General features: G+C 36.9%; 25 protein-coding genes and 1 pseudogene. 7 read left to right on the top strand and 19 right to left on the bottom strand.

Annotation, left to right across the window (positions count from 1 at the left end; genetic code table 11):
- Positions 1 to 12: 12 nt before the first annotated feature.
- The 4 genes and pseudogenes from AC4QJR_RS10290 to AC4QJR_RS10275 all read right to left on the bottom strand — a co-directional run bounded on the left by AC4QJR_RS10290 (position 13) and on the right by AC4QJR_RS10275 (position 2,673).
- Entirely contained in the window at positions 13 to 1,029 is a 1,017-nt protein-coding gene (locus AC4QJR_RS10290; protein WP_098575180.1) for an amidohydrolase family protein, read from the bottom strand.
- 57 nt (positions 1,030 to 1,086) lie between these two features.
- Positions 1,087 to 1,635, bottom strand: a complete 549-nt coding sequence (locus AC4QJR_RS10285; RefSeq protein ID WP_098575179.1) for a DJ-1/PfpI family protein — start codon at positions 1,633 to 1,635, stop codon at positions 1,087 to 1,089.
- Positions 1,636 to 2,246: 611 nt separating this feature from the next.
- Positions 2,247 to 2,369, bottom strand: a pseudogene (locus AC4QJR_RS10280) (LLM class flavin-dependent oxidoreductase); the annotation flags it as partial.
- A 22-nt stretch (positions 2,370 to 2,391) separates the two neighbouring features.
- On the bottom strand, positions 2,392 to 2,673 hold the full coding sequence (locus tag AC4QJR_RS10275; protein ID WP_251455883.1) for a DUF3219 family protein: 282 nt from the start codon (positions 2,671 to 2,673) through the stop codon (positions 2,392 to 2,394).
- A gap of 423 nt (positions 2,674 to 3,096) precedes the next feature.
- Here AC4QJR_RS10275 and AC4QJR_RS10270 point away from each other — a divergent pair, with 423 nt between their 5' ends.
- The 4 genes from AC4QJR_RS10270 to AC4QJR_RS10255 all read left to right on the top strand — a co-directional run bounded on the left by AC4QJR_RS10270 (position 3,097) and on the right by AC4QJR_RS10255 (position 5,728).
- A complete protein-coding gene (locus AC4QJR_RS10270) occupies positions 3,097 to 3,255 on the top strand; it encodes a hypothetical protein (protein ID WP_180230166.1) in 159 nt (52 codons plus the stop codon).
- Positions 3,256 to 3,703: 448 nt separating this feature from the next.
- Positions 3,704 to 4,336, top strand: coding sequence for a 3-hexulose-6-phosphate synthase (gene hxlA / locus AC4QJR_RS10265; RefSeq protein ID WP_098575177.1), 633 nt, complete (start codon positions 3,704 to 3,706; stop codon positions 4,334 to 4,336).
- An 8-nt stretch (positions 4,337 to 4,344) separates the two neighbouring features.
- Complete coding sequence (gene hxlB / locus AC4QJR_RS10260; RefSeq protein WP_496526092.1) at positions 4,345 to 4,902, top strand: 6-phospho-3-hexuloisomerase; 558 nt, start codon at positions 4,345 to 4,347, stop codon at positions 4,900 to 4,902.
- A 106-nt stretch (positions 4,903 to 5,008) separates the two neighbouring features.
- Positions 5,009 to 5,728, top strand: coding sequence for a 3-ketoacyl-ACP reductase (locus AC4QJR_RS10255; protein ID WP_496526091.1), 720 nt, complete (start codon positions 5,009 to 5,011; stop codon positions 5,726 to 5,728).
- 256 nt (positions 5,729 to 5,984) lie between these two features.
- Here the strand turns inward: AC4QJR_RS10255 and AC4QJR_RS10250 are convergent, their stop codons facing one another.
- From AC4QJR_RS10250 to phaQ, 5 genes are all read right to left on the bottom strand, one after another.
- Positions 5,985 to 6,905, bottom strand: a complete 921-nt coding sequence (locus tag AC4QJR_RS10250; protein WP_098575174.1) for a patatin-like phospholipase family protein — start codon at positions 6,903 to 6,905, stop codon at positions 5,985 to 5,987.
- Between the two features lie 277 nt (positions 6,906 to 7,182).
- Entirely contained in the window at positions 7,183 to 7,359 is a 177-nt protein-coding gene (locus AC4QJR_RS10245) for a hypothetical protein (protein ID WP_496526090.1), read from the bottom strand.
- A 105-nt stretch (positions 7,360 to 7,464) separates the two neighbouring features.
- Positions 7,465 to 7,641, bottom strand: a complete 177-nt coding sequence (gene sda / locus AC4QJR_RS10240; protein ID WP_098575173.1) for a sporulation histidine kinase inhibitor Sda — start codon at positions 7,639 to 7,641, stop codon at positions 7,465 to 7,467.
- A 196-nt stretch (positions 7,642 to 7,837) separates the two neighbouring features.
- Entirely contained in the window at positions 7,838 to 8,482 is a 645-nt protein-coding gene (gene phaP / locus AC4QJR_RS10235) for a polyhydroxyalkanoic acid inclusion protein PhaP (RefSeq protein WP_496526089.1), read from the bottom strand.
- A complete protein-coding gene (gene phaQ / locus AC4QJR_RS10230) occupies positions 8,463 to 8,903 on the bottom strand; it encodes a poly-beta-hydroxybutyrate-responsive repressor (RefSeq protein WP_098575171.1) in 441 nt (146 codons plus the stop codon). Before phaQ ends, phaP begins: the two co-directional genes overlap by 20 nt.
- Before the next feature lie 478 nt (positions 8,904 to 9,381).
- Between phaQ and AC4QJR_RS10225 the strand changes: the two genes are divergently transcribed.
- On the top strand, positions 9,382 to 9,951 hold the full coding sequence (locus tag AC4QJR_RS10225; RefSeq protein ID WP_098575170.1) for a biotin transporter BioY: 570 nt from the start codon (positions 9,382 to 9,384) through the stop codon (positions 9,949 to 9,951).
- Positions 9,952 to 10,061: 110 nt separating this feature from the next.
- Positions 10,062 to 11,617 (top strand): IS3 family transposase gene (locus tag AC4QJR_RS10220; protein WP_496523681.1). Its coding sequence is split into 2 segments (ribosomal slippage): positions 10,062 to 10,707 and positions 10,707 to 11,617, totalling 1,557 coding nucleotides; the frame shifts between segments, so codons are not numbered across the junction.
- Between the two features lie 81 nt (positions 11,618 to 11,698).
- Here AC4QJR_RS10220 and thrC read toward each other — a convergent pair.
- Positions 11,699 to 13,102 (bottom strand): threonine synthase, encoded by a 1,404-nt coding sequence (gene thrC, locus AC4QJR_RS10215; protein ID WP_496526088.1) that lies wholly within the window; start codon positions 13,100 to 13,102, stop codon positions 11,699 to 11,701.
- A 331-nt stretch (positions 13,103 to 13,433) separates the two neighbouring features.
- On the opposite strand from thrC, the gene AC4QJR_RS10210 reads away from it, so the two are divergent.
- On the top strand, positions 13,434 to 14,150 hold the full coding sequence (locus AC4QJR_RS10210) for a hypothetical protein (RefSeq protein ID WP_496526087.1): 717 nt from the start codon (positions 13,434 to 13,436) through the stop codon (positions 14,148 to 14,150).
- 175 nt (positions 14,151 to 14,325) lie between these two features.
- On the opposite strand, the gene AC4QJR_RS10205 is transcribed toward AC4QJR_RS10210, so the two are convergent.
- The 9 genes from AC4QJR_RS10205 to AC4QJR_RS10165 form a co-directional block, all read right to left on the bottom strand.
- On the bottom strand, positions 14,326 to 14,952 hold the full coding sequence (locus AC4QJR_RS10205; protein WP_496526086.1) for a DNA-3-methyladenine glycosylase: 627 nt from the start codon (positions 14,950 to 14,952) through the stop codon (positions 14,326 to 14,328).
- A gap of 220 nt (positions 14,953 to 15,172) precedes the next feature.
- The gene (locus tag AC4QJR_RS10200) at positions 15,173 to 16,312 is read right to left on the bottom strand and encodes a M20 peptidase aminoacylase family protein (RefSeq protein WP_496526085.1); all 1,140 of its coding nucleotides are present in this window, start codon (positions 16,310 to 16,312) and stop codon (positions 15,173 to 15,175) included.
- A gap of 40 nt (positions 16,313 to 16,352) precedes the next feature.
- Complete coding sequence (locus AC4QJR_RS10195) at positions 16,353 to 17,189, bottom strand: GNAT family N-acetyltransferase (protein WP_496526084.1); 837 nt, start codon at positions 17,187 to 17,189, stop codon at positions 16,353 to 16,355.
- Complete coding sequence (locus AC4QJR_RS10190; RefSeq protein ID WP_496526083.1) at positions 17,167 to 18,774, bottom strand: N-acyl-D-amino-acid deacylase family protein; 1,608 nt, start codon at positions 18,772 to 18,774, stop codon at positions 17,167 to 17,169. Before AC4QJR_RS10190 ends, AC4QJR_RS10195 begins: the two co-directional genes overlap by 23 nt.
- A gap of 34 nt (positions 18,775 to 18,808) precedes the next feature.
- The gene (menC, locus tag AC4QJR_RS10185) at positions 18,809 to 19,939 is read right to left on the bottom strand and encodes an o-succinylbenzoate synthase (RefSeq protein WP_496526082.1); all 1,131 of its coding nucleotides are present in this window, start codon (positions 19,937 to 19,939) and stop codon (positions 18,809 to 18,811) included.
- A gap of 28 nt (positions 19,940 to 19,967) precedes the next feature.
- Positions 19,968 to 20,846 carry a MurR/RpiR family transcriptional regulator gene (locus AC4QJR_RS10180; RefSeq protein ID WP_496526081.1) on the bottom strand — a complete coding sequence of 293 codons (879 nt, stop codon included), beginning with the start codon at positions 20,844 to 20,846 and terminating at the stop codon, positions 19,968 to 19,970.
- 78 nt (positions 20,847 to 20,924) lie between these two features.
- Positions 20,925 to 22,415: a M81 family metallopeptidase gene (locus tag AC4QJR_RS10175; RefSeq protein WP_496526080.1), complete on the bottom strand. Its 1,491-nt coding sequence runs from the start codon at positions 22,413 to 22,415 to the stop codon at positions 20,925 to 20,927.
- Positions 22,416 to 22,464: 49 nt separating this feature from the next.
- The gene (locus AC4QJR_RS10170) at positions 22,465 to 23,694 is read right to left on the bottom strand and encodes an MFS transporter (protein ID WP_496526079.1); all 1,230 of its coding nucleotides are present in this window, start codon (positions 23,692 to 23,694) and stop codon (positions 22,465 to 22,467) included.
- A 34-nt stretch (positions 23,695 to 23,728) separates the two neighbouring features.
- On the bottom strand, positions 23,729 to 25,234 hold the full coding sequence (locus tag AC4QJR_RS10165) for an amidase (protein ID WP_496526078.1): 1,506 nt from the start codon (positions 25,232 to 25,234) through the stop codon (positions 23,729 to 23,731).
- Positions 25,235 to 25,646: the final 412 nt, after the last annotated feature.

Genomic DNA, 25,646 nt, shown 5'->3' with positions numbered 1-25,646 from the left:
AACTGATTTCTATTATAGAACAGCTAATTTTTCCTTACGTAATAGTGCTTTCTGTGTTTCAATATCAATGTTATAGAGGGCAGCCGCGTTTTGGCCTAAAATTTTCTTCTTTACATTTAGATCCAACTTAGCTCCTGTCTCTTGAGCAATATCATCAGGTAATTCAAAGGCCATAAATTTCTCAATTAGCCAACCTGGTTCCCAAATCGCATAATCACTACCAAATAGAATTCTGTCTTCACCTACCCAGTAAAGTAACTCACTTATGATTTCTGCAAAATATCGAGGTCTATCGTGAATGAACGGCATAACCACAGCCAATCCGGCATACACATTTTTTTCCTGAGTAGCGATCCAACAAAAATCTTCTAATCTAGGAAGGCCGCAATGCTCTACTATAAAATTTAATTCAGGATAACAACTAGCTGCATCGTCTACGTCAGCAACATCAAAAGCATCTCTATTTAAAGGAGTAACTGTTGGTCCTTTATGAACATGAATATTTTTAATTCCTAGTTCGATACATTTCTCAAGATATCTCTTAGTCCGAGGTTCTGATAATTTATAACCTTTTGATTGCCCATACCAGTCAGCGGTATAAAGTTTAATACCTTGCCAACCATACTTTTCTATATTTTCTTCTAATTTTTCTAGGCCAAGTTCACCGTGTCGAGGATCAAGCGTACCGTTACAGATAAAACGATTTTTATACTGTTTAGCTAAGCGGTCATTGGCTTCAAAATCTCCGAATCCATTTTTATAAAATTCATTAAGCCAAACGGGTTGAAAAATAGCCATGTCTGCGTAGCCTTTTACTAAAACATCATTAACTAAATCAACAGGATTCATTTTTCTAAACTTTTCATAAGGCCATAAAAGATCTTTAGGAGTATGATCTTTATGGTAGTCATAAAAACAACTAATAAATTCTTCACCATGTCGATTTAATTGGTTTTCTGGACTTCCATCCCATAGGGCTATATGTGCATCAATAACAAAAATTTCTTCTCCATTAGCAGTTTTAAACATTTCAATTCCTCCCGGTATTATTTTACGAAAATTAAATTCTAAGAAAATTCACTACAGTTATTTTAGTAGTTTTATAAATTCCTTTATAAATTCGGGATGATCAATCCATGCGCGTGATGTAACAAAGTTTCCATCTACAACCACTTTTTCATCAACAAACGTTGCTCCCGCAGCCTTTAAGTCTGGCTCTAAAGACCAAAATGCTGCACATCGTTTTCCTTTTAGATAGCCTAACGGAATAAGAGCAATTGCTGCATGACATTCGAAGGCTAATGGTTTATTAGACTCTACAAAATGTTTCACAATTTCATTAAAAGATTTATCATTTCGAATATATTCAGGAGCTCTTCCACCAGGAATGACAGCGCCTTCATATTCACTCGGATTAACTTCGCTAAAAGCGAGATTCGCTTCTACACGGTATCCAAGTTTTTCTGTAAAAGTATCAATTCCTGGTTCAAAATCATGAACAACAGTTTGAATGACCTTTTTTGTTGGTGCAGCAATATGAACCGTATATCCTTCCTCTTGTAACCGATGTAAGGGGTACATAACTTCTTGAGACTCTGCCATGTCCCCTGTAATAATTAAAATTTTCCTATCCAACTTAAAAACCTCCTTCCTGTTTCATTAACCTCATGTATATTACTTGCAATTAACGTGCCAATTTAAAATTGAAGATCTTTACTATTGAAATACCATAGATACCGACACTGTCACAGATAAAGATTTCAAAGGATCTTTCCATTTTTTTAGATAATTGAGACAACGAAATGCATAAAGGAACATCATTATTATGTTGTTTTTATAAATTTAATTTCGTGCATGTTTATAAAATAAAACTTTAAAAAGTAGTAAATAATACTTTTTCCAAATTCGCAATATTCAACTTTTGTCTTAAAATGCTACATTAATTACTTTATTTTGCGACAAATTTTAGTTATTAATCTAGTGAAAATGGTTTAAATGCTAGATAAATATTTGCATAAAACTTGCTAATATAATTTACGAAAGAGTTTTAACTAAAACCTATGAAATCAACAAGACGAAATAACGCTTACTTAGAAATTCCTCAAATAATTAGAAATAATAAAAAAATGATGATTTAGGTATGGTTAGGTTACTGGTTCACTATCGGTCACTAGGGAGTATTTAGCCTTAACATCCATAGATCAGGACTAATTTGCGGTAACGGAGAAGCCTCTTCATTATCTATGTATCCAATAACGTGAATATCCTAATGTCTCCCCAATGCGTGCGAGATTCATTGATTCCTGTAATGCTTCTTTTGCCGTTTGATTAGTTGAGATGGGAGACTGATCTAAAATGCTTAATTTCATAAGATGAAAATCCCCTTTTCTATTATTCCGCTTCTTTCAATGTCAGTTTATATTCACCAATTTGCCCTTTTTCGTATAGATTCGTAATTGATGTTGAATATTCTTGAATCGTTCCGCGGAACTCAAGATGTCTCTCGAGTACGATTACATCAAATCTTCCTTTGTATAATAACGTTGCTATGTCATGGTAGTCGTCACTTGTAACATAAAAAGTTAACGATATCTGAGTTTTACCTTCTATCTTTTTTTCATCATATTGTGTGATTTTAATTTTAGTATCATTTAGTTGGATTTCTGTAACCATTTCATCATCGTCCCTTTCTAAAAGATAACATCTTCCTTATACATTTAACGTACTCTAACTTAGTTAGAAATGACGCCGTATGATATGATTTTTCTAGAATATCGTGACGAACGTAAACTTTCTACGTTCGTCACAACCATGTAAAAAGTTAATCAACCGGTAATACACCCGTTCGTAATATAAGGTTAGCCAGAATTTTCTGGTTGACCTTTTTGTTTATGGTCTTATTATTACGGTAGTCGGGGTAGAACGTCGCACCCGTGGAACTCGATTCCGTCAGCTAAACTGTTCACCCCCTACTTGTATAAACATGTTTCAGGCTGGTTGGGACCATGATCCCGTTTAACAAGCGAACCTATGACATTACAAGCAGCTATAGGGGATACCGACTAATATGTATTTCTAGGAGGAGGAGAAATCAATATGAATCCAGTGATTGGTCTGGATGTATCAAAAGGAGAAAGCCAAGTTCAAGCATTTTTAGATAAAGGTAAACCATATCGTAAGAGTTTTAGTATTAAACATGCCAATTTGGTGGATCTTTCCGTTTATACCAAAATACCCAGTAGAATACTAAGTTAGATTAAAGGTAAATGATGATATATTCCTATTAAGTACTCTTTTGCTTTAATAAGTGGTTTGTATTCTTCCTCCATCAAATAGTCGAGAATAAATCGATCGTTTTCTTTTTTTATATCCCTAAGAGTAAAGAAATAAGGTGAATCTTCTTGTAGATCTTTTAAATCTTCAATTCGTTCCGCCAACACTTTGTTTTAAAGTTAAATAGTAAGACTATATAAGCGGTTTGTTTCATAGTATACTTTTTAACACTATGTAAAAAAAAAGTGCGTACTTTTATTGTTGTTATATACGTTGTATACTTGCAGTTGTCAAGCGGGAGAGCATGATATCCCTTATTGCTGGCAGGTACAGATAATGCCTATAAGGATAATATTACAGTAAAAGTATTATTACCCTTTGGGAACATTATCACTGTACAACAATAAAAAAATTATAGGAGTGAATATAGATGGAATTACAATTAGCATTAGATTTAGTCAATATCCCAGAAGCAATTCAGTTGGTAAAAGAAGTGGAGGAACATATTGATATCGTAGAAATCGGAACACCTGTTGTTATCAATGAAGGTCTCCATGCAGTAAAGGCAATAAAAGAAGCATTCCCTAATTTAAAAGTTTTAGCAGACCTAAAAATCATGGATGCAGCTGGTTATGAAGTAATGAAAGCTTCTGAAGCAGGTGCAGATATCGTCACAATTCTTGGTACTGCTGAAGATATGTCTATTAAAGGTGCTGCTGAAGAAGCGAAAAAACAAGGTAAAAAAATCCTTGTTGATATGATTGCTGTAAAAGATCTTGCTGGACGTGCAAAAGAAGTGGACGCTATGGGTGTTGATTATATTTGTGTGCACACTGGCTACGATCTACAAGCTGTTGGAAAGAACTCATTTGAAGATTTACAAACTATTAAAAGTGTTGTAAAAAATGCTAAAACTGCAATCGCAGGTGGTATTAAATTAGACACACTTCCAGAAGTCATCAAAGTACAACCAGACCTTGTCATTGTAGGTGGCGGGATAACTGGACAAGCTGATAAAAAAGCTGCTGCTGCCAAAATGCAACAAATGATTAATCAAGGGTAATTCAGATCATGAATACAACTCAATACCTAGCTGAAATCATAAAAGAGTTAAATCGCTCCGTAGATTTAATTTCGGATGATGAAGCTGAAAAATTAGTAAATGGGATTCTTGAATCAAAAAAAATCTTTGTTGCAGGCGCAGGTAGATCTGGATTTATGGCCAAATCATTCGCCATGCGAATGATGCACATGGGGATAGATGCCTATGTGATTGGCGAAACAGTAACCCCTAACTTTGAAAAAGATGACATCTTAATCATTGGATCAGGTTCAGGAGAAACAAAAGGTTTAGTTTCCATGGCTGAGAAAGCAAAAAGCATCGGTGGGACGATTTCAGCTGTAACCATTTTCCCTGAGTCCACTATTGGACAATTAGCGGATATCACAATTAAGTTGCCTGGCTCACCTAAAGATCAGTCGGAGAGTGATTTTAAGACGATTCAACCAATGGGCTCATTATTTGAGCAAACACTTTTACTATTTTACGATGCTGTGATTCTTCGGTTCATGGAGAAAAAAGGTTTGGATACCAATAAAATGTACGGTAGACACGCCAACTTAGAATAAATATATTATTCCTCGAGGGAAAGACCTAAAGCTGTTTCCATGCAAAATTGCGGTCTTTCTGTTAGAATGAACTACTTCAATTTGTAATAATTTTAGGAGTGATAAAATGATTTCTTTAAATGGAAAAACTGCAATAGTAACTGGTGCAGGTAGAGGCATTGGACGTGCTACTGCTATCGCCTTAGCAAAAGAAGGCGTTCATTTAGGCCTAATCGGCTTAAATATGGCTAATCTAGAAAAGGCAGCTGCTGAACTAGCACAATTTGATGTAAAGGTTTCTGCAGCAACTGCAGATGTGACCGATCTTGAATCTGTTACCCATGCTGTTGAACATATCAAATCAGACTTAGGCCCAATTGATATCCTAATCAACAATGCTGGTGTTGCTAAATTTGGTGGGTTCCTTGATCTAACACCAGAAGAATGGGAAAAAATCATCCAAGTCAATTTAATGGGTGTGTATAATGTAACAAGAGCAGTATTACCAGGAATGATCGAAAGAAAATCAGGAGATATCATCAATATCTCTTCATCTGCTGGCCAAAAAGGTGCTCCAGTTACAAGTGCTTACAGTGCTTCTAAATTCGCTGTTTTAGGGCTAACAGAATCACTTATGCTAGAAGTAAGAAAACATAATGTCCGTGTTACTGCTTTAACACCAAGTACGGTCGTTACAGATTTAGCCATTGATACAAATCTTGTTAAAGGCAATGAAGAAAACGTGATGCACCCAGAAGACCTTGCAGAATTAGTCGTGGCTAGTTTAAAATTTAATCCAAGAGTATTCGTTAAAACAGCTGGATTATGGTCAACAAATCCATCATAAAACGAAGCAGATCCAGTGGGGTCTGCTTCTTTAGTTCGTACAAAATACTCTTATATGTATCTATGATACAAGGACATTACTTTCTATAAATCAACAATTAACTGGTTAACTTCATTCTGTGCTAAGCGTACAAGTATTTAATCGTATAAAGTAATAATTTGCCCATCCATGATTTTAATTAAAATATAATTTTTCCTATTAGTTCTTCCCTTTTATATTTATATCGCAAAACTTTTCATTTACATGGCCTTTTCAGCTATTTATTCTTTAATCTATTAAATCGATTAATTTTATATTGTTCAAAATCCCATTTCGATAAAAATTCTTTTGTAGAAAAATAGCCCGACCTATAGAGAAAATCGACTTCATCCCTATCCAAGTCAAAATCAGTAGCATTGATGTCACCTGTTGGAATTTGAATGGTCCGTTCAATTGCATCCTTGTTCAAATATCGTAAGTCATGGGCCTGAATCATTGTTTTAATTATGTTTTTAAAAAGGTGGAGGGGGGTTGGAATAACAGCATCTATGTTCACTTTATCTTTAACAAAACGAAAGCCGAACGTTGGAAACCGAGGATTGGCCGTATCAAATAACCATATTGGGAAGTTACTAAGTAAACCGCCATCTAAAATATAAGATTTTTTGCGGTCTTTTGATTTCCAGATAACAGGACGGTAAAAAAATGGCAACGATGCACTCATCATAACGGCGGATGAAATTTTTAAATCAGCAGGAGTCATCCCATAGCGGTCCAGATCATCTGGTAAAATAAGCATTTGCCCATTCGAAACATCAGAAGCAATTATTTTTAATTTATCTTTTGGAAGATCCGCAAACGTCTTAATCCCTTTATCTGTAAGAAGCGAATCCAGCCATGTTTCCAAATAATCATTTTTATAAATACCAAGATGAAACATTAGTTCTAATAAGGAGCCAAAAATAGGAATTCGATTCAAGTACGTCCTGCCTCGAAGCTTTGAAAAATCTAGTTTACTTAATTGATCTCTAATTTCATAGCTTTTATAACCGCTGGCCAAAAGTGCAGCGATGATAGCTCCAGCTGATGTTCCAGCCAATCTCTGCCATTCTACTTTTTCCTCTTCCATCGCATGAATCGCTCCAATAAAAGCAATTCCCCTAGCCCCACCACCTTCAAAAACAGCATCTGCCTTCAATATTTTTCCACCTCCCTATTTATTCATTCATTATATATCCTACCTATTTCACTATTTCATTGATAAGTAAGAATCAAACGAATTAATAACTCTATAATAGTATCTTTATAGTATACTGCCTGTGATTATACGTCGAAAGTCATATTTCCCATTTCTTTCTACCTCATCTTTTTTAAATAGTAAAATTAAACCTTCCATGGAATATACAAAAAAATGAAGGATTAACATCCCTCATTTTTTTGTATATTTCATCGAATAGTTTTTGGTTGCTCAATTCCTATTCTTGATCCGGCAATCTGACATCTTCTGTTTTTGATTCTATTACATGAACAAGTTCTTCAATAATATCGTTTAGTCTCATAATGCTGGTATCTTTTCTTAAAATATTTGAAGTTTTATATATTAAAGTCATTTCTTGTTCACTCATAAATAAAGTCTTTTCTTGGTCACTCATAAAAATGCCTCCACTTTTATTAGATATCAAAAAGTCAATTGAATCTTCTTACGGTGCAAGTAATCTATGACTGAAATACATTCCACATATCTACGAGAAAGGTTTCTAATCAGAATTAATATACTGATCTAAAATTTTTCTATAATCATTTTTAGGTGATGATTCATTAATAAATCGTGTATTTAACTCATTAGCCAATAGCAGAACAAAATCTTTGCAGAGATTTAACTTAATAGCAGAATCAAAGGCTTCTAGCAATTGTTCAGTGCTAAGGTTATGCATACTTGCTCACTCCACTTTACTCAATTACCTACATTCAAGTAATAATATGAAGATGGAATACTCAGTTGTAAAATCGTTATTATTAAAAAAAGCAGCTTGCCTTGAAGGTAAAGCTGCTTTTTTGTGCAATTTAGGTTATCTATTAACAAAGAAAGGCACATCTTTAATAAAATGTTGTTTCTTTTAGAAATGTATATTATTTACTTGGAGCTACAAGTCCACGTACGCTATCTTCCAATCTACGAGCAATATCTTCATGCGTTTCTCTAGCTTGTTTTAAATAGTTGTCTGTTACAGATTCCCAAGCATTCAGTGCTTCATTTGTAGATTCGATGAATGCCTCGCTGCTTTGTTCTAAACGCTGCTCTGTTTTTTCAATTAATTCAAATGCAGAGTTAATTGGAGTTAAATAAAGCTCCTCTAATTTACTAGCTGCCTCATTTACTTGACTTTTTAAAGATTCAGTCATTACTTCAGTAGATTCATTTCCGTTAATAACATTGTATTGGAATATCCCATTACGCAAATTGCTATTTATTGTTGTAGCTTGTTCAAAAAGACCCTTTAAAGTATTGCGGTACACTCCATTGAACTTGGTTGTTTCTTTTATAGCCTTTAAGTAAAGTTCTTGCTGTTGTTCTCTAAGTTCTCTTGTACGAGAAACTGCAGATTCAAATTGGCCCCAAAAAATATTAATAAATGAATCCGTAACATAGCTTGTTTCGTTCTGCTTCTCTACTTTTAGAACTTCCACTTTTGGTACTTCCACTTTTTTAACCTCTCCTTTTTTAACTTCCTTTTTTAGGACTTCTTCTTTTTGATCAATCACCTTTTGGCTCATCTTCGTTCCTCCTCATTTGTTTCGTTAATTTCTCTATTTTATCCTCCATATGAAAAGGAGGAAGGTAGAGCTCGAGAAAACTCATGTACATGTTGAAGAATTTATCGAGCATGGATTGGTATTGCTCGAGTTGTATTGCATGGCCCTTTAAATAACCTTTTCCAGTATCAGTTATTGAATAACATCGTTTGGCAGGACCACTTCCATTTGTATGCCACTCTGATTGCACAAGATTGTCTTTCTCTAGTTGTCTCAATAAACGATACAAGTTTCCTTGGTCAAGAGTGTTAAAACCGAGAGCTTGAAGCTTTTGAATGAGTTCATAGCCATGAAGTGACACCCTACTAAGAAGCAATAATATAAATGGAAGGATAAATTGCTTAGATGGAGTAACATTTTTTTCATTATTGTTATTTGTCATGACTACACCTCAATAAAATTACTATAGGTGTATTTTACACATATGAGCTAGATTTCGTCAATAGCACAAAGACAAAAAATGTATAATATTTATACAATTTAATAATGAATAAATTTTATGACTATTAAAAACAGATCTGTAACAATAGCTTATGAATTAGGGGAATTGCTGTCTAACTCCCCTCTTCATTATTTCATATTTCCGTAAGTTATTATTAAAAATTATCTCATGAATTTGGAACAAATTGAATATATAGTTAGAGTTACTAAAGCAGGATCATTATCAAAGGCAGCTAATCAATTAATGGATTTATCCTTTGAGCGCAATCTCATTATGTAATAGGTATTACACCCTACTCTTTAATTCTTACATTTTTTCATCAGAAAAATAAGATTGACAAAACTTTGTTGAAAAACTTATACTTCAATTGTTAACCAATAAATAACTTGAGTTTACATTAAATGAATAGGGGGATATAATGCTTCGATCACACAATCAATTAAAAATGTGGATTTTGAGTGCTTTATTTGCTGCCATTATCGGCATCTTGGCTCAAGTTACAATCCCATTACCACTTGTTCCGATTACAGGACAAACACTTGCAGTTGGTTTAGCTGCGACAATTTTAGGATCTAGATACGGCACTCTTTCTGTTATTTTTTATGCCTTACTTGGGTCTATAGGCATTCCTGTTTTTAGTGGAATGTCAGGTGGATTCGGGGTGATAGTAGGTCCCACTGGGGGTTATATTATTGGCTTCATCCCAGCAGCATTTTTAACAGGCTATATTTTAGAAAAAACTAGCTTCTCTGTCATGAAAGGTATGATTGCAAATACAGTCGGTATGTTTGTCACTTTGGTTATCGGGACCATTTGGCTAAAACTTTCGGTTGATATGACTTGGACGGCTGCCTTTACTTCTGGGTTTTTACCATTTATCGTCGTTGGTTTAATTAAAGCATTTTTAGCATCATGGATTGGGATTACGGTCTATAAAAGACTTGTATCAGCAAAATTGTTATCTTCATCTAATCAAATAACTGGTTAAAATATTCGAATCAAGATAGAAAAAGGCACCTACCACAAGTATGATATGCTCCCGATAAAGTAGACAGATGAAATAATAAAAATCTGTTTACTTTTTTGGGGGCTTTTTCTATGGGGAAATATTCATCACAAGAAAAATTTGAGATAATAACGGCTTATGAAAACAGAAAAATCTCAGTTTCAGACTTTTGTAAACAACACCACATATCTTCTAGAACTCTGAATGATTGGATTTATCAATTTCAGACATATGGAACTGAATGGCTTCAGGGTTCGGGGGAATGGAAGCGGTATTCGAAGAAAGTAAAAACAGCTGCGGTTAATGACTTTCTTTCGGGTCAATTCTCTCAAGTTGAGATTGTACGTAAGTATGAAATATCAAGTCGTTCAGTGTTACAAGGATGGATTAGGATTTATAATGATCATAGAGAAATAGAAGAGACGAAAAGGGAGAAGAACTCTATGATTAAAGGCCGATCCACGACATTAGAGGAACGATTTGAGATTGTTATGTATTGCATACAGAACGGGAAAAACTATCAACAAACATCTGATCACTTTAATGTTTCCTATCAACAGGTGTATCAATGGATAAAGAAGTTTGAGAAGGAAGGACCGGACGGTCTAGAAGATAAGAGGGGGAAGCGTAAAACGGAATCAGAGTTAACCCCTGAAGAGAAAATACAGCGCGAAATGAAGCGGTTAGAGCAGGAAAATGAACGCCTTCGGGCGGAGAATGCATTCTTAAAAAAGTTGGAGGAACTCGAAAGGAGGCGGTTAAAGAGATAAGCCAGGTCCGTTTGGCCGATAAATATACAGCTATTCAAGAACTTCATGAGAAAGAGAAATTCTCCATTGTGCTATTATGTGAAATTGCGAGAATTCAACGCTCTTCTTATTATAAATGGCTTAATCGCACCCCTCCTGAGAATGAAAAGATGAATGAGGAAATCCTGGAGGAGATAAAACGTCTATATAAGAAAGTGGACGGTATATATGGATACCGCCGCATTACGATGAACCTAAATCGTACCTTACCAAAGTCCATTAATCATAAACGAGTGTATCGATTAATGAGAATAGCTGGAATACAATCCGTTATTCGACGCAAAAGGAAAAAGTATAAGCCAAGCACTCCACAACATGTAGCTGAGAACATCTTGAACAGAGAGTTCCACGCAGAGAAGCAAAATGAAAAATGGTTAACAGATGTAACTGAATTGAAGTATGGAGTCTCACAAAAAGCTTATTTAAGTGCGATTTTAGATTTGTACGATGGATCCATTGTCAGTTATGTATTAGGCAATTCAAATAATAATCCATTGGTATTTAAAACCCTCGATTTAGCTTTGGAAACTAACCCAGGAGCAAAACCTATCCTCCATAGTGATCGAGGATTTCAATACACTTCCCCTACTTTTAAAAGGAAAATTGATAAGGCAGAGCTGGTTCAGAGTATGTCGAGGGTCGGAAGGTGTATCGATAATGGACCAATGGAAGCTTTTTGGGGAACATTGAAAAGTGAAAAGTATTATCTGAACAAGTACAGCACCTTTGAAGAGCTGAAGAAAGACATTGAGGAGTACATAAAATTTTATAATTATGAACGATTACAAAAAAAACTAAACGGCCTAAGCCCCTTAGAATACAGGGCTCAAGCCGCTTAGTGTCATTTATTTATTTCCACTGTCTACTTGACGGGTGTCACTTCAGTAATAAGGGTAGGTGCCTTTTCTAATAAAAAGAGTTTATTTAGCTGAAAAATGAAAAAGCGTTTCTACTTGTCGAACTACTTCATCTTTATCCGCCTCAACCACTTTGAAATGCTGTGGTTTATTAAACAATTCACTTATTTGTTCAGGTAATGGCTGCTTAATATCACAACGTTCGATAGACTCATTAAATTTTGCAGGATGAGCGGTTGCAAGAGTGACACAAACCTCATTTGGTTGATTACACGTTTCGTATGCTGCGACCCCGCAAGCAGTGTGTGGGTCTAATAAATACCTTGTTTCATCATAGTACTTACTGATGGTTTGCAAGCATTCTTCCCCAACAACTCCATGCGCTGCAAAATCTTTTTTCACTTGATGGAGTAATTCCTCGTTAACGATGATTTTTCCGTCCGTCTTGAATTTCTCCATTAAGTCAGTCACATCTTTAGGATTTTCACCTAGCAAGTAGTACAGATAACGTTCAAAATTGCTTGCGACTTGGATATCCATAGAAGGACTATAGGTACTGCGGAATTCACCAGGCTGGTACACGCCATCACGGATAAAATCTTCTAAAATGTTATTCTCATTTGTTGCTACGATTAGTTTACCTACAGGAAGTCCCATTTTCTTGGCAAGATATCCAGCAAAAATATCTCCGAAATTCCCGGTCGGCACACTGAAGTTAACACTCTCTATGTTATTCTCTTTTTTAATTTGGAAGTACGCATAGAAATAATAAACAGTCTGCGCTAAAATACGAACAAAATTGATGGAATTGATGGCACGCAGATGATATTTATCTTTTAGATCGACATCTGCAAACAATTCTTTGATAATTCTTTGACCATCATCAAATGTCCCTTTTATAGCCAAATTCAATACACTTTGGTCATCAATAGTCGTCATTTGTAATTCTTGCACCTTACTTACTTTACCGTGGGGATACAAAATACAAATGCGAATGCCTTCTTTTCCTCTTACACCTTCAATGGCTGATGCCCCTGTATCTCCCGATGTTGCACCAAGAATATGAATCGTTTCACCCTTCTTCTTTGAAACATAGGAATATAGGTTTCCTAAGAATTGCAGAGCAATATCTTTAAAAGCAAAGGTTGGTCCATGGAAAAGCTCTAATACATACATATTATCCTTTAACTTTTGTACCGGTGTTACCTCTGGGTGGCGGAAGCTAGCATAGCTTTTTTGGATTAATTCCTTTAACTCATTTTCTGGAATTTCACCGTCAACATAATAGGAAAAGATTTCGAAAGCTAATTCTTGATAAGTAAGTTTTGACATAGCCTTTAACTTTTCTGCAGGAAGTTGAGGGATTTTCTCTGGTACCAATAATCCCCCATCGTTTGCCAATCCCATTAAGACTGTATCAATAAAACCAATTTTATTTACGCTTCCGCGTGTACTAACAAAGTTCATAGTTATCCTCCATTGTTGATAATTTTTTAGATTAATATTGGTGCTGTTGTTTTTCTTCTAATATTCTTGGCACTTTAATATATAAAATTTATTGTAACATAATTGAGCGAATAGTCTATAAATTGTCGTTTTTGAAAGCGTTTTTATATTAATTACATGTTTCGATAGTAGATTTCCTCGCAATTACTCAACAAATAGGGGTACTCCTCGTATTTCATAAGAAAGTGACGATAAAAACTCAACACACATATACAGGAATAAAAAGGATTATATGGAATATTACTCTTACAAGAAAAAAATCTTGTGACAAAAATAGAAAGGTTGTGAGTTTATGAGACTTTCTGATCTACAACCTAAGAAAAACTTCAGCTACATCTTCATTCAATTTCCAGGAATGAAAATGAATGTCCCTATGCTCTCGAGTGAGGAGAGAAAGGCGGTGAAAGAAGAGGTTGCTTTATGTCTCCAATTAAATAGTAATAAAAAGGTTCATCAACTCTATTTTGTCCGCACAGAAAGTATTAAACCCTTTGACTTTACCGATGAAGGAATTGGAGCAAAAGCTTTTTATAGAGTTGTGAAGCTAAATGAAAACACCCAAAACTCAAACACGAATGAATACGTAGAATTTGTCACGATTATTACAGATGAAGTAAAAATTGTACAGAAGAAAACAGAAACAGGCTTCGACTTCGTCTTAATGTTAAATAAACGTGAAATCGGAATAGTTGCTTCGATGGAAGTAGAAGTTGCTAAAATAGAATATGAATCAGTGCTAACCACTAAAGAATCGAATGAGCTTGTTGCTACTAAAGATAATAGTAAAAAAAATAAACCTGTCCATGACAGGAGAGCAATCATGGAGATTTTCTTAGGAGGCAATGTCTTTCAGGATATTGGAGTTATGAAATCGATCCGAATACTTTTGGAGGGCGTTAAAAGAAAAGTGCGGGTCTTTTCTCCTGCGGCATTAGATTTTCTCGGTCCGGGTGATCAGAACCAAACCATTTTAAACATGAGGGGGTGTAAATTAGAGTCGTTACTTTAATAAAAACTTCATAATAGTAAAATCGAATCAAAAGGATTAAATGGATAATCCTTTTCGATAGAATACACTTTAGGAAAGGAATGAATATAGGCCTCAAGCCTGTTACTTAATAAGGAAAACTAATCGAATCCATTTATTATAGGGACTTAACCAATGAGTTAAGTCCTTTTACTTTTCAGACAATTACATACTCAGATTTTTGGTGCCTTGAAACATATGGATTATTCGTAACCCAAAAGCGCCATGGATAATCCCGCGCTTCACCAGATTTGTCAATTCCAATCCTTTTGCCGACGGATATGCTGTCCGGACAATAGCCTTTGGCGATATATAAAGGTGGAAGTGTAAGGGGATGGCTATAATCCTCCATGGTAATCCCCAAGGATTTTGTCAAATTGCCAGGGCCATTGGTCAATTTTATAAGCTCTTCCACACCTCTCCTAATTTTCATTAACTCGAGACCCGATTGAGGTTCAAGGGCCCGGATCAAAACTGCTTCTGGTTTTTCTACACCGCCGCTTACCACATTGAAAAGACAGTGTGTGTGCATTAAATAAGTATACGCAAGGCCCGAATGTTGGAACATGACTTCGGTTCTAGCCGTCCTTCTATTATTGTAACTGTGTGCAGCCCTATCTCCAGGACCTATATAAGCCTCTGTTTCAACTATGTATCCTGCTGCCATCCCCTCATTCGTTTCTTTTACAAGGAGGCATCCGAGCAATGCCTTTGCCAGTTCAAGGGTGGGCTGATCATAAAAATCCAAAGGTAATGGTACGATTTCTTTTGTGAATTCTCCCACTAAATACGCCCTCCATAAAAATGATTTTCCTCTGAACTATGCACAAAAAAACAAATAATTAAACATTTTACAATTCTAACCTTTTTCTCATTTACAAAATAAAAAAATCCACCTTCTAAATAGAAAAAGTGGATGCACAAAGTAGGACTTGTGGTTGTTCATGCAAATGGTGCTAGTGTTTTTGGTAAACCGTACCTAAGTCCTTTTATTTTAGACTCTGCTATTCTTTAACCCCTTTCGTTTGGTCCTCAAATAACTTGATGATTGAAGTTGCTAAAATGGCTACGCCAGTACCCAGGGATTCTAAGTTAAATTTCATATTGGGGTGATGAAGACCTGGTTCTAAGCCTGTACCTAGGCCTACCATCGTTGCTTGAATAGCAGGTCTCTTCTTTGTATAGAAATGAAAGTCTTCACCCCCCGGAGTGACCGGAGGATGAGCAAGTGCGTTTTCACCAAGTACTTGGCGTACCGCTTCTCCAACTATTTTTTCCATATAGGTGCTCTTCTCAGCTGCAGCCATTTGTGCCACAATTTCAAGTTGTACTTCAGCGCCATTGGCTTCTCCTGCATTTTTGACCGCTCTCATTACACTATTTATTAAGGCTTCCATAGCCTTATTCGTTTGTGCCCTAAGATCAATACTAAATTCAGCCGCATCGGGAATCACATTGATGTTTTCCCCTCCGGCATTCACTTGTGTCACTTTCGCTGAACTTGGTATAGTTGGATCCACTTTAACCGAATTAACCGCTTGAATGATTGCACCAAGTGAATCAACCACATTAATGCCCAAATTCGGTCTTGCTCCATGGGCTTGAATCCCTATAATTTTTCCTTTTAATAGAGTGGCAGCACCATGGTAAATTGCTGAAGATGCTTGCCCCATCTCAATTTCGATTGCAGGTCTAACATGAATACCGAGCAAGAAATCCACTTCATCGACAATTCCAGCATTTATGATTGCAAGAGCACCTTTACCCGTCTCTTCAGCTGGTTGGAAAATAATTTTGAGACAGCCACAATCCGGTTTAAAATTGGATTCCTTTAAACAACGAAGTGTATTTAAGACCATGGTCATATGCGCATCATGCCCGCAGGAATGATTTGCCTTCCATACGCCATCAACATTTTGCCATAATGCATCCATGTCCGTCCGTAAAGCGATCGTTGGGCCAGGAGTACCGCTGTTCCATTTAACCACTATTCCACAATGATTATTGGATGTTTCGTATGGAAGACCAAGTTTATCAAGTTCATTACAAATGAAGTCCCTGGTTTTTTGTTCCTTCCAGCTAACCTCCGCCAAGTCATGTAATTTGTCGTAATTATCCAGCAGAAGGGTGTTGTTATTCTTCACCCATTCTTTGATGCTAATTAGACTAATGTTTATATGTGTATTATGCAGAAGAATCACTTCTTTCTAGCACGTAATATGCGATATAATTCTCTGGAATCAAACCAGTGACTTGATAGCCACTTGATAGGGCCTCACTTAGTTTATTCCTTGTGTGTGATCGCCACTGTTGGAACAACTCAGGTGAATCTTTTTTAATTTGCCGCACCTCTTTTGGAATAGGTAACAGAAAACCTGAATAATTAGGCTGAAATTTTGTATCATCGCAAGGTATAGGCAGTTCCCCGTCAAACCTAATGTCAGATATTTTTTCATACTTTTTCCATCTTTCTTGATGGCTACGGTCTCCCTCAAGCGCATTTTTAACTGGCTCAGACAAAAGATCCCATTCCAGCAAAAAACGGTCGGAAGGTGAATCTTTATTTAATTTATCATTCATGTAACCATAATAAGCTTTAATATACGTTTTTACATACCCACCAAGTTTGGAAAGGTTCAAATATCCATTTTTAACTTCAAGAGGGTCAAAAGTCCAAATGATTTTTTCATAACCATATTTAATTGCCCACTCTCGCTGTTTAATTTTCAATTTTTCACCGATTCCTTGATTGCGGTATTGGGAATGTATAGCCATCATATGTGAACAGAGATAAGGCTTTCTACTAAGGTTACTGAAACCGGCAAATCCATAGCAAAATCCTACTAGTCTATTACTTTCCTTTGCAAATGCACCAATGACTACCCCGCCATTGTGAATGGCAGCCACCATTTGTGGGAGAGAGGTGACTACCTCTTCTCCCCAAACTATTTTTTGCAATTCAACAATGTCTGATAGTGAATCAAACTCTGTAATTATCTTATACGTAAACTTTTCTTGCATTACTATTCTCCTGTCGCAGCACACTTCCTGCGGTAGTCCCTATATATTTGCCTTCCTTTACAGTCAGTTGCCCATTTACAAGAACGTAATTGATTCCAACAGGCTCCTCTAGCGGGCTTAGATAGGATGATTTGTCATTGACTAATTTGGGATCAAACACCACAATATCCGCAGCATAACCCTCTCGAAGGAATCCTCGATCTTTTAAACGAAGCAGTTGAGCAGGGGCTCCAGTCATCTTACGCACAGCCTGTTCTAGGGAAAGCGCCTGTTTTTCACGCACAAATCTTCCTAAAACTCGTGGATATGTTCCGTAAAGTCTAGGATGGGGCTTCCCGCCAAAAATACCGTCTGACCCAACAATCTGTAGGGGGTGCTGCATTCCAAAAATAACATCTTTCTCATCGCCCCAATGAACGACCATCGTAATTCCCGCATTCTCCTCAATTAATAAATCAAAGGCCGCCTCTGCAGGATCCACTTCTAAAATCTCTGCTACTTCAATCATATTTTTGCCTTCTGCCCAGCGGTTTTTTTCTGTAGAAACAGCAGAAATAATAATATTTTCCCAGCCACAGGTTAGGACCCAGTTTTCGTAGTCCTCATTATGCTTAAGTTCTTGTTTGATTTTTTCTCGAATATCCGGTTCCTGTAATTTTTCTAACAGTTCAGAAGTTCCTCCTGCATGCATCCAAGGAGGTAAAATAGCGTGGAAAACCGTTGATCCAGCTGTATACGGATATTGGTCAAACGTGATTTCGATTCCCTCATTACGGCCCTGGTCCATTTTTTCAAGCGCTTTGACAAATTTATCTCTATTTTTTTTACCTGCGACCTTGAAATGAGAGACATGAAGACGAACACCTGATTGACGAGCAACATCAATGACCTCATCCAATGCTTCTAGGGAGTGATTGCTCTCGTTACGAATATGGACCACAAAGCAACCGTCATATTTCGCTGCCCCTTTGCAGATGGCAATTAATTCTTCTTTATTGGAAAACACATTAGGAGGATAGACTAGTCCCGAAGATACCCCTACAGCTCCCTGCTTCATCCCCTCTTCGACAAGGAGTTGCATTTGATCCATTTCTTCTTGTGTCGCCTGACGTCCATCAAAGCCCATGACAAGTGTCCGAACTGCTCCATGTGGCACGAGGTAGGCGGCATTTCCAGCGATATCGGAATTCTCCAAAAATTGGAGGTATTCGTCGATTGTGTTCCATGGCCAATCACCGATATCTCCATTGAGTCCTTTTAGCTGCTTTTGCCAAAGAGGTTTAGTTTCTTCAGAAACCGGAGCTACGGAAATACCATCCTGTCCAAATAATTCTGTGGTCACACCTTGTAATACTTTAATATGGTGGATTTCAGGTTTTGTACAGAGTAAATCAGAATGGACATGCGTATCGATAAATCCTGGTGAAACAGCTTGACCCTTTGCATCGATCACCGTTGCAGCCTGTTCGTTACTTAAATCACCCATTTTGCTAATTACCCCATTTTGAACACCTATATCCAGTTTCGTCCATGGATTCTCTGTACCATCAAAAACTTGCCCACCTTTTATAATAAAATCAAACAATGTAACCCCTCCTATTCGTATGATTTATTCTCAATTATTTGACTATCAATTCATTTGTAAAATGCTCTTTACTGATCAGATATTGTTCAAATACAGATGTGTTGATTTCATATCCAATACCAGGGGAATCAGGTACTTGAAGACGACCTGGTTGAGATAACATAATCTCTGGCATAACAATATCATAAGCCCAATAACGATCAGAAGCAGATGTATCCCCTGGAATGCTAAAGTTGTCAAGTGCCGAAAGGGCAATATTATGTGCACGACCGATTCCCGCTTCGAGCATACCTCCACACCAAACGGGTATATTGTTAGATTTACATAAATCATGTATTTTTTTTGCTTCTGTCAGTCCTCCAACTCTTCCAACCTTAATATTGATAATTTTACAACTTCCTAGTTCAATAGCTTTTCTAGCGTCTTCTACTGAATGAATACTTTCATCTAGACAAATTGGTGTAGATAGCTGTTTTTGAAGCTTAGCATGATCAATAATGTCATCGTGAGCCAATGGCTGCTCAATCATAATAAGCTTAAACTGGTCCAATTGTTTTAGAATAGGGGCATCATCTAATGAATAGGCAGAGTTTGCATCTGCCATCAAAGGGACATCGGGACCAAATTGTTCCCGAATGGCACGAACTACTTCAATATCATGACCAGGTTTGATTTTCACTTTAATTTTTTTGTAGCCTTCAGCAATAAAGCGCTCCACTTTCTCTAGCACTTTTCCCACTGTAGCTTCGATTCCGATACTGACGCCTACATCGATTTCTTTTTTATCACCGCCGAGAGCGGTCGCAAGTGATATCCCTTGATGTTTTGCATATAAATCCCAAACTGCTCCATCAATAACTGCTTTAGCCATGTTATTCCGTCGAATTGGCTGAAATAGTCTGTGGATCTCAGTAGGATGTTTGATTCTTTCAACTGAAAACAATTTAGGTATTAGAAATTCCTTAAGGATATAACTGACAGTTCCCGTTGTTTCTTCATTATAGATAGGATAAGGAAGGGAAGCGCTCTCAGCATATCCGACAAAATCTCCACTATGAATACTTACTACGAGAAAGTCTTTAAACGTCAAACGTCCAAAGCTCGTTTCAAATGGTTGTTTAAGCGGCATTTTCAGTCTAGATATTTCCACTTTATCAATGTTCATATCATAGTCCCTTTCACTATTAATGTTTTTAGTATAAATCGTTCTCATGCTTAAAAAATGGGAAAAACTGTTCGCTGGTTTGTTGGTAATCATTAATACGATTTTGTACCTCTTCCCACTTTGAGGAGGCAACGCCAGATACAATCACATTCAACAACGAAAACATGGTAGCCATCCCATTTAGCCCTGTAGGAGAGGGTGTGTAAACCTTTATCAACAAATCCGCAAATGCTCCTAACGGAGATATTTCATTATCGGTAATCGCAATTATTTTTGCTCCCTTTTTCTTAGCGGCCTTGACAAACGAAATGGTTTCTTCTGCATAACGCGGAAAAGAGAAGGCGATAACCAGGCTGTCCTGGTCCATGTCCGAAATTAAAGAAATGGCGTCGTCAATTTCACCTCGATACAGATGGGTGTTTCCTTTCACAATATTTAAGCTAAACGCGAGCCAATTAGCAGCTGCATACGAACTTCTCATACCGATGACACATCTTTTTTTTGAATAGAGAATGGCATCGATAATTTTTTGATATAATTCCCCGTTCAAAGAATCCAGGGTTTTTTCTATAAAAGCCATATCGCGTTCCTTGATTTGTTTGATAAGATCATCATTATTCTGGCTAAGGGCCCCAGTTGATACTCTATACTTCCCTAATGGATCTGTTTGTCCATTTTCTAATAAGCTTGTCTGAATTTCCTTTTGCAATTGACTAAAACCTGTATATCCAAGCGCATAACAGAGACGTATCACTGTAGTTTCACTGGTAGATGTCAACTCCCCAACTTCTTTTGCCTTTTGGAATGCGATTTGTTGTGGATGATCCAATATAAATTTGGCAACAATTTTTTGACGATTGGTTAGCGTATTATAATTTATTCGAATGAGTTCTTTAATAGGTTCCATTTCTGATCTACCTTTCTAGATGATGTTCTCCTTGAATTGGAGCCTACAAGTTCACATCTTTTATATTGAAATTTATTATTAAACTTTTGATGCCTGCTTTTTATAATCTTGTACAGCGTCTAAAGGGAATATTGGCCGATTGATTCGTTTATACTCAAATGACGAGAAATCACATGTACTTAAACCTGGTGAATCGACTGTAATAATTTCTTCTGCAATCGACTGAAATGCTGCTCTAAAGTGCTGACTTGATTTTAACGCTACAACTTTATATTCTGCTACATCAATACCATGAAGTAAGAACACCTGCTCATCAAACGTTTGAGCCCTTACCGAGCAAACAATGATATCTACATTCTCGGTTTGTATTCTCGCAGATTTTCCAAGATTTACTTTTATACCTCTCCACATAGGAGAAGTTTGGAAAAACTGACCGTCCGATAAACTCTTTACATAAACTTTTAGTGACAAAGGTCGGCCGTGTAATAAATCTGTTTTGCCTCCCAATTCTACATTTATATATGACCCTGGACCTGCTTGGTGAGCCAACTCTGCGACTTCAGGGTCGTAAATAAATCCAAAGCATGTCTTTGGAGCATTCGCTTCCACCATTGCTTTTAATAAGAATGTTCCATCCCCTGGTGTCCCTCCACCCGGATTATCCGAGGTTTCGTTAATTACGATCGGTTGGCCCTGCTTAGATAAAGCCTGTTGAATTCCATCTTCAGGTGTTGGCAGGTCTGGACGAAACTCCATTCTTTTTTCCCAAATAGTGCTTGCTACCTTGTCTCCCACTTTTTGAGCCAATAAAGTATCGCCGTTTGTTATCGTAAGGATTGTAACGCCGACATCAGGAATATCTGTATAGGGAAACCCATGGAAGAATGTACAATCCACTACATTCTGGTCCTTTTCTAATTCCCAGCATAACTCATTAATATCCTTTGCTGGCGATACATAGGTTGTTGAAGTAGGAATGATTAGAGGCAGCTTTTCTAGATGCATTACTGGATCTATTTTACCTTGGATGATTTGCTCTAGTAACTCAATGGCTTCTTTTCCTCTTTCATGAGAATCCGTATGTGGATAAAAATTAACGCCTAAAAGAGCAGTTGCCTCTTGCACCATTAATTCTGTAACATTTGCATGTAAATCTAATGTTACAACAATAGGAATCTTATATCCAATCGATTTTCGGAGGGATTTTAGTAAATACCCTTCTAAATCATCGATTCCTTCAGCAACACCAGCCCCGTGTAAGGCTAGACAAATTCCGTCTACCTCTCCTGCATTTTGGATGCCGGTAATTAACTCGTTTTCTAATGTTTCATAGGTCTCTTTCGTGATCATTCCTGATGGACCAGTGAAGGCTGAAAAGGTTGGGGCGATTTCGATACCTAGTTGGTTGCATTTATCAATCATGCCCCCTACATAATCATCAACTCCTAGATGTCTTTCTATAATTTTTTCCTTGTAATCCCATTCCCAGCTTTTAAAAAGTTCGACTGTCGTTGGCACATTCGAAAATGTGTTAGTTTCATGAGCAATTTGTGCTATAGCTATTTTCATAGAAACTACCTCTTTTCATTAAATTTAATTGATATAGCAACTTAACTACCTATGCACTTTTTACGTTTGATTCTAGTGATTTTTTAGTATCACCTAGTGTAAAGCAGGCTATCACAGAGATAACAGAAGAAAGGAGTAAAAAATAGAATGCAGCATCGTAAGAACCATTAAAGGCAGTAATTAAAAAGCCCATGATCATTGGAGAAACAAAGCCAGCTAACTGCCCGCCAAAATTTATCATGCCGGCAGCAGATCCCATAACGGCAGTAGGAAGGAATTTTAGCGGTAATGACCAAATCCCTGCGAACCCTGCATATAAGAAAAAGGCTGATATTATTTGATAGGTAACTGCCAGTTGAAGGGATGGAGTTTTAAACATAAGGTAAAGAAACAGAGCTCCCAGTACTGTCACAACAATAGCAAAGTATTTTTCTCGGCCTACAAAATATTTATCAACTACCCATCCTCCTAGTACCATCGCAATTCCTCCTGCAAAAAATGGTAATGATGAAACAAAACCAGCTTGCAGAAGATCCAATTCACGTACTTTTAAAAGGTAGGAAGGCAGCCAGGATGCAAATCCCCAAATAACAACATCTAATCCAAACCATGCAATAACTAGTTTCCACATCGTTGAATTTCGCAGAAGGTCCTTCATAGAAATCTCTTTATTTTTTATCTGATTAGAATCATCTGTTTTTTGTTTTGGCTTCTTTAGAATGATCGAATAAACAGCAACGAGAACAATTCCTGCTAATCCAATTACCATAAACATGTTTCTCCACCCCAACACCAGCATCATTGGTGCTGCAAAGAGAGGAGCTAAGGCAGCGCCAAAAGCGTTGGAAGATAACATTGTGGACTGAGCTTTCGCCCGTTCTGCTTTTGGAAAATATTCGGCAATAGCTTTTGAACTGGCTGCAGGGAATCCGCTTTCACCAACTCCGAATAAGAAGCGGATGATGAGCAAAGAAGTTAATGACCATGCAAAGCCTGTAAACACCGTGAACAATGACCACGCAATAAGTGATACAACCATTACTCTTTTTGAACCGAACTTGTCTGCCAAATAACCGCCTGGAATTTGCATTAATGCATAACCAGCAAAAAAGGCACTAAGAACAATTCCTAATGATGCAGGACTTAAATGTAGGTCATCCCCTATTGACGTAAGGGCTACACTCATGACCATCCGGTCTAAATATGCAACCATCCACCCTGCAAATAGAATAAAAAGGATAAAATACTTATTTTGTGAGAACTCGCGCAAACACCCCATTAATGTTCCTCCCAAATTATATTTATTAAGTAGTTTAATTTCTTGAGGATATTTGATAATTGTCTAAGATGCGATTTCTACAAATCTCATAAATTTGATCCCATGGTTTTAGCTTTTCAAATACAGCACTAGCTGTAATAACATCGGTATCCGCATATCGTTTTCCGATTATTTGCATTCCAACAGGAAGTTGGTCCGCAAGCCCTGCAGGGATTGATGCAGAAGGATGACCGGTAAAATTGGTAATATAGGTCATACACCATCCAATTAAAGAATCTATTTCTACACCGTTAATTTGACTTGGCCCAACCGTGTTTCCATCATAGCCATTTTCTGTTGGGAGGGTGGCTACCGTTGGTGTTATTAATAAATCATAATCATTAAATACGTTTTGAACCTTGTCATAGATAGTAGTACGCATAATTTCGTCTTGATTAACATCGATCATGTTCATCTGGTATGCTTTCTCAATCCATTCAAGATACTGAGGAGGCAAATCTTCTCGATGATCCTTTAATAAATCAATTCCCTTACTTTTATAATTTTCGAATATGGAAATAGACCCTCTCATTACAATCCGATTAAAGAGTTCACTTAACATACCTTGATCATAGGGAATACCGATATCTACTTCTTCAACGGATGCTCCAGCCTGTTGGAATACTTTTACAGCTTCTGCAACGCTATGAGCAACACGACGATCAACCGGGTAAACGCCAAAATTTGAACTGTAAGCAATACGCCATCCTTTGATAGAACCCTTTAATGCTGAGAGGTAGTCCATTTTTTCATCTAGACAATATGGATCCCGATAGTCATACCCTGTTAACATGCTAAGACCTAGCGCAGCGTCCTCAACAGTCCGAGTTAATGTTCCTTCTGTGGAGGATATGTAAGTTCTCAAACCATTAGGCCGCCCTAAGAATGGTACGCGTCCCCCAGAAGGCTTAAAACCATATATCCCACACCATGCTGCTGGGATGCGAGTCGATCCGCCGGTATCAGATCCTTGAGCAATTGGAACAAGGCCATCAGCAACTGCAGCCGCTCCACCACCAGAAGATCCCCCTGCATTTTTACTTAAATCAAATGGATTTCGTGTTGGTCCAAACAAGTAATTATCTGTTACTCCACGAAAACCTAAGACAGGACTATTTGTCTTACCTAGTAAAATACCACCGGTTTTTTCAAAACGTTCCCCATAGGCACAATAATGGTTAACTACGTTATTTTTAAATGCCTTTATGCCCCCAAAGGTAGAAATCCAGCCAGGCTTTGCCCCAAACAAATCTTTTAAGGCAGAAGGTACACCATGAAAAATGCCCGCATCCTCACCAGCTAACAAAAGACGTTCCGCCTCTTTCGCTTTGATCAATGCATCTTGATATCCAAAATAGACAAAAGCATTTAAACTCTTATTTCTTTCCTCAATACGTTGGATAAAGGCTTCAGTTACTTCTACTGGGGAAAATTCAAGGTCTTTGATTTTTGAAGCTAATTCTCTCGCTGACATATAGGCCACTTCATTATGTGAAATCATTTTAAGCCCCCATACTAAAAAATTTTCTTCACATGGATCATCTCAATCACTAAAGCCCCTTTCTGTATATTGAAGTATCAACTTCAAAATTTTAATTATTTTGAAGTTGGCACTTTATAACGTAAAGTCTAAATAATTTAGAAGATTTAGTCAATTAATTTTTTATAATTTTTACAATTTTTTATATTTTTTAGATTTCAAACACATAAGCTCGGTCCCAATCTTGAAAATTTACGTTTTATTGAATTCTGTTTGGTTTGCCTAATTGTTTGCAAAAAAAATCCACCATTCATATAGAACTCGGTGGTTTTGACTTAATGCAATTACTTTTATTATGAAATTTACTTGGATAGACTGACTTCATCTTTTTGTTTTTTTCTCCTGCTTCTCTTTCTTATCTTTCGTAGATTTT

Source organism: Neobacillus sp. BP17 (assembly GCF_059579525.1).
Note: the sequence above shows the minus strand (reverse complement) of the source record. Positions and strands in the feature narration are given on the sequence as shown.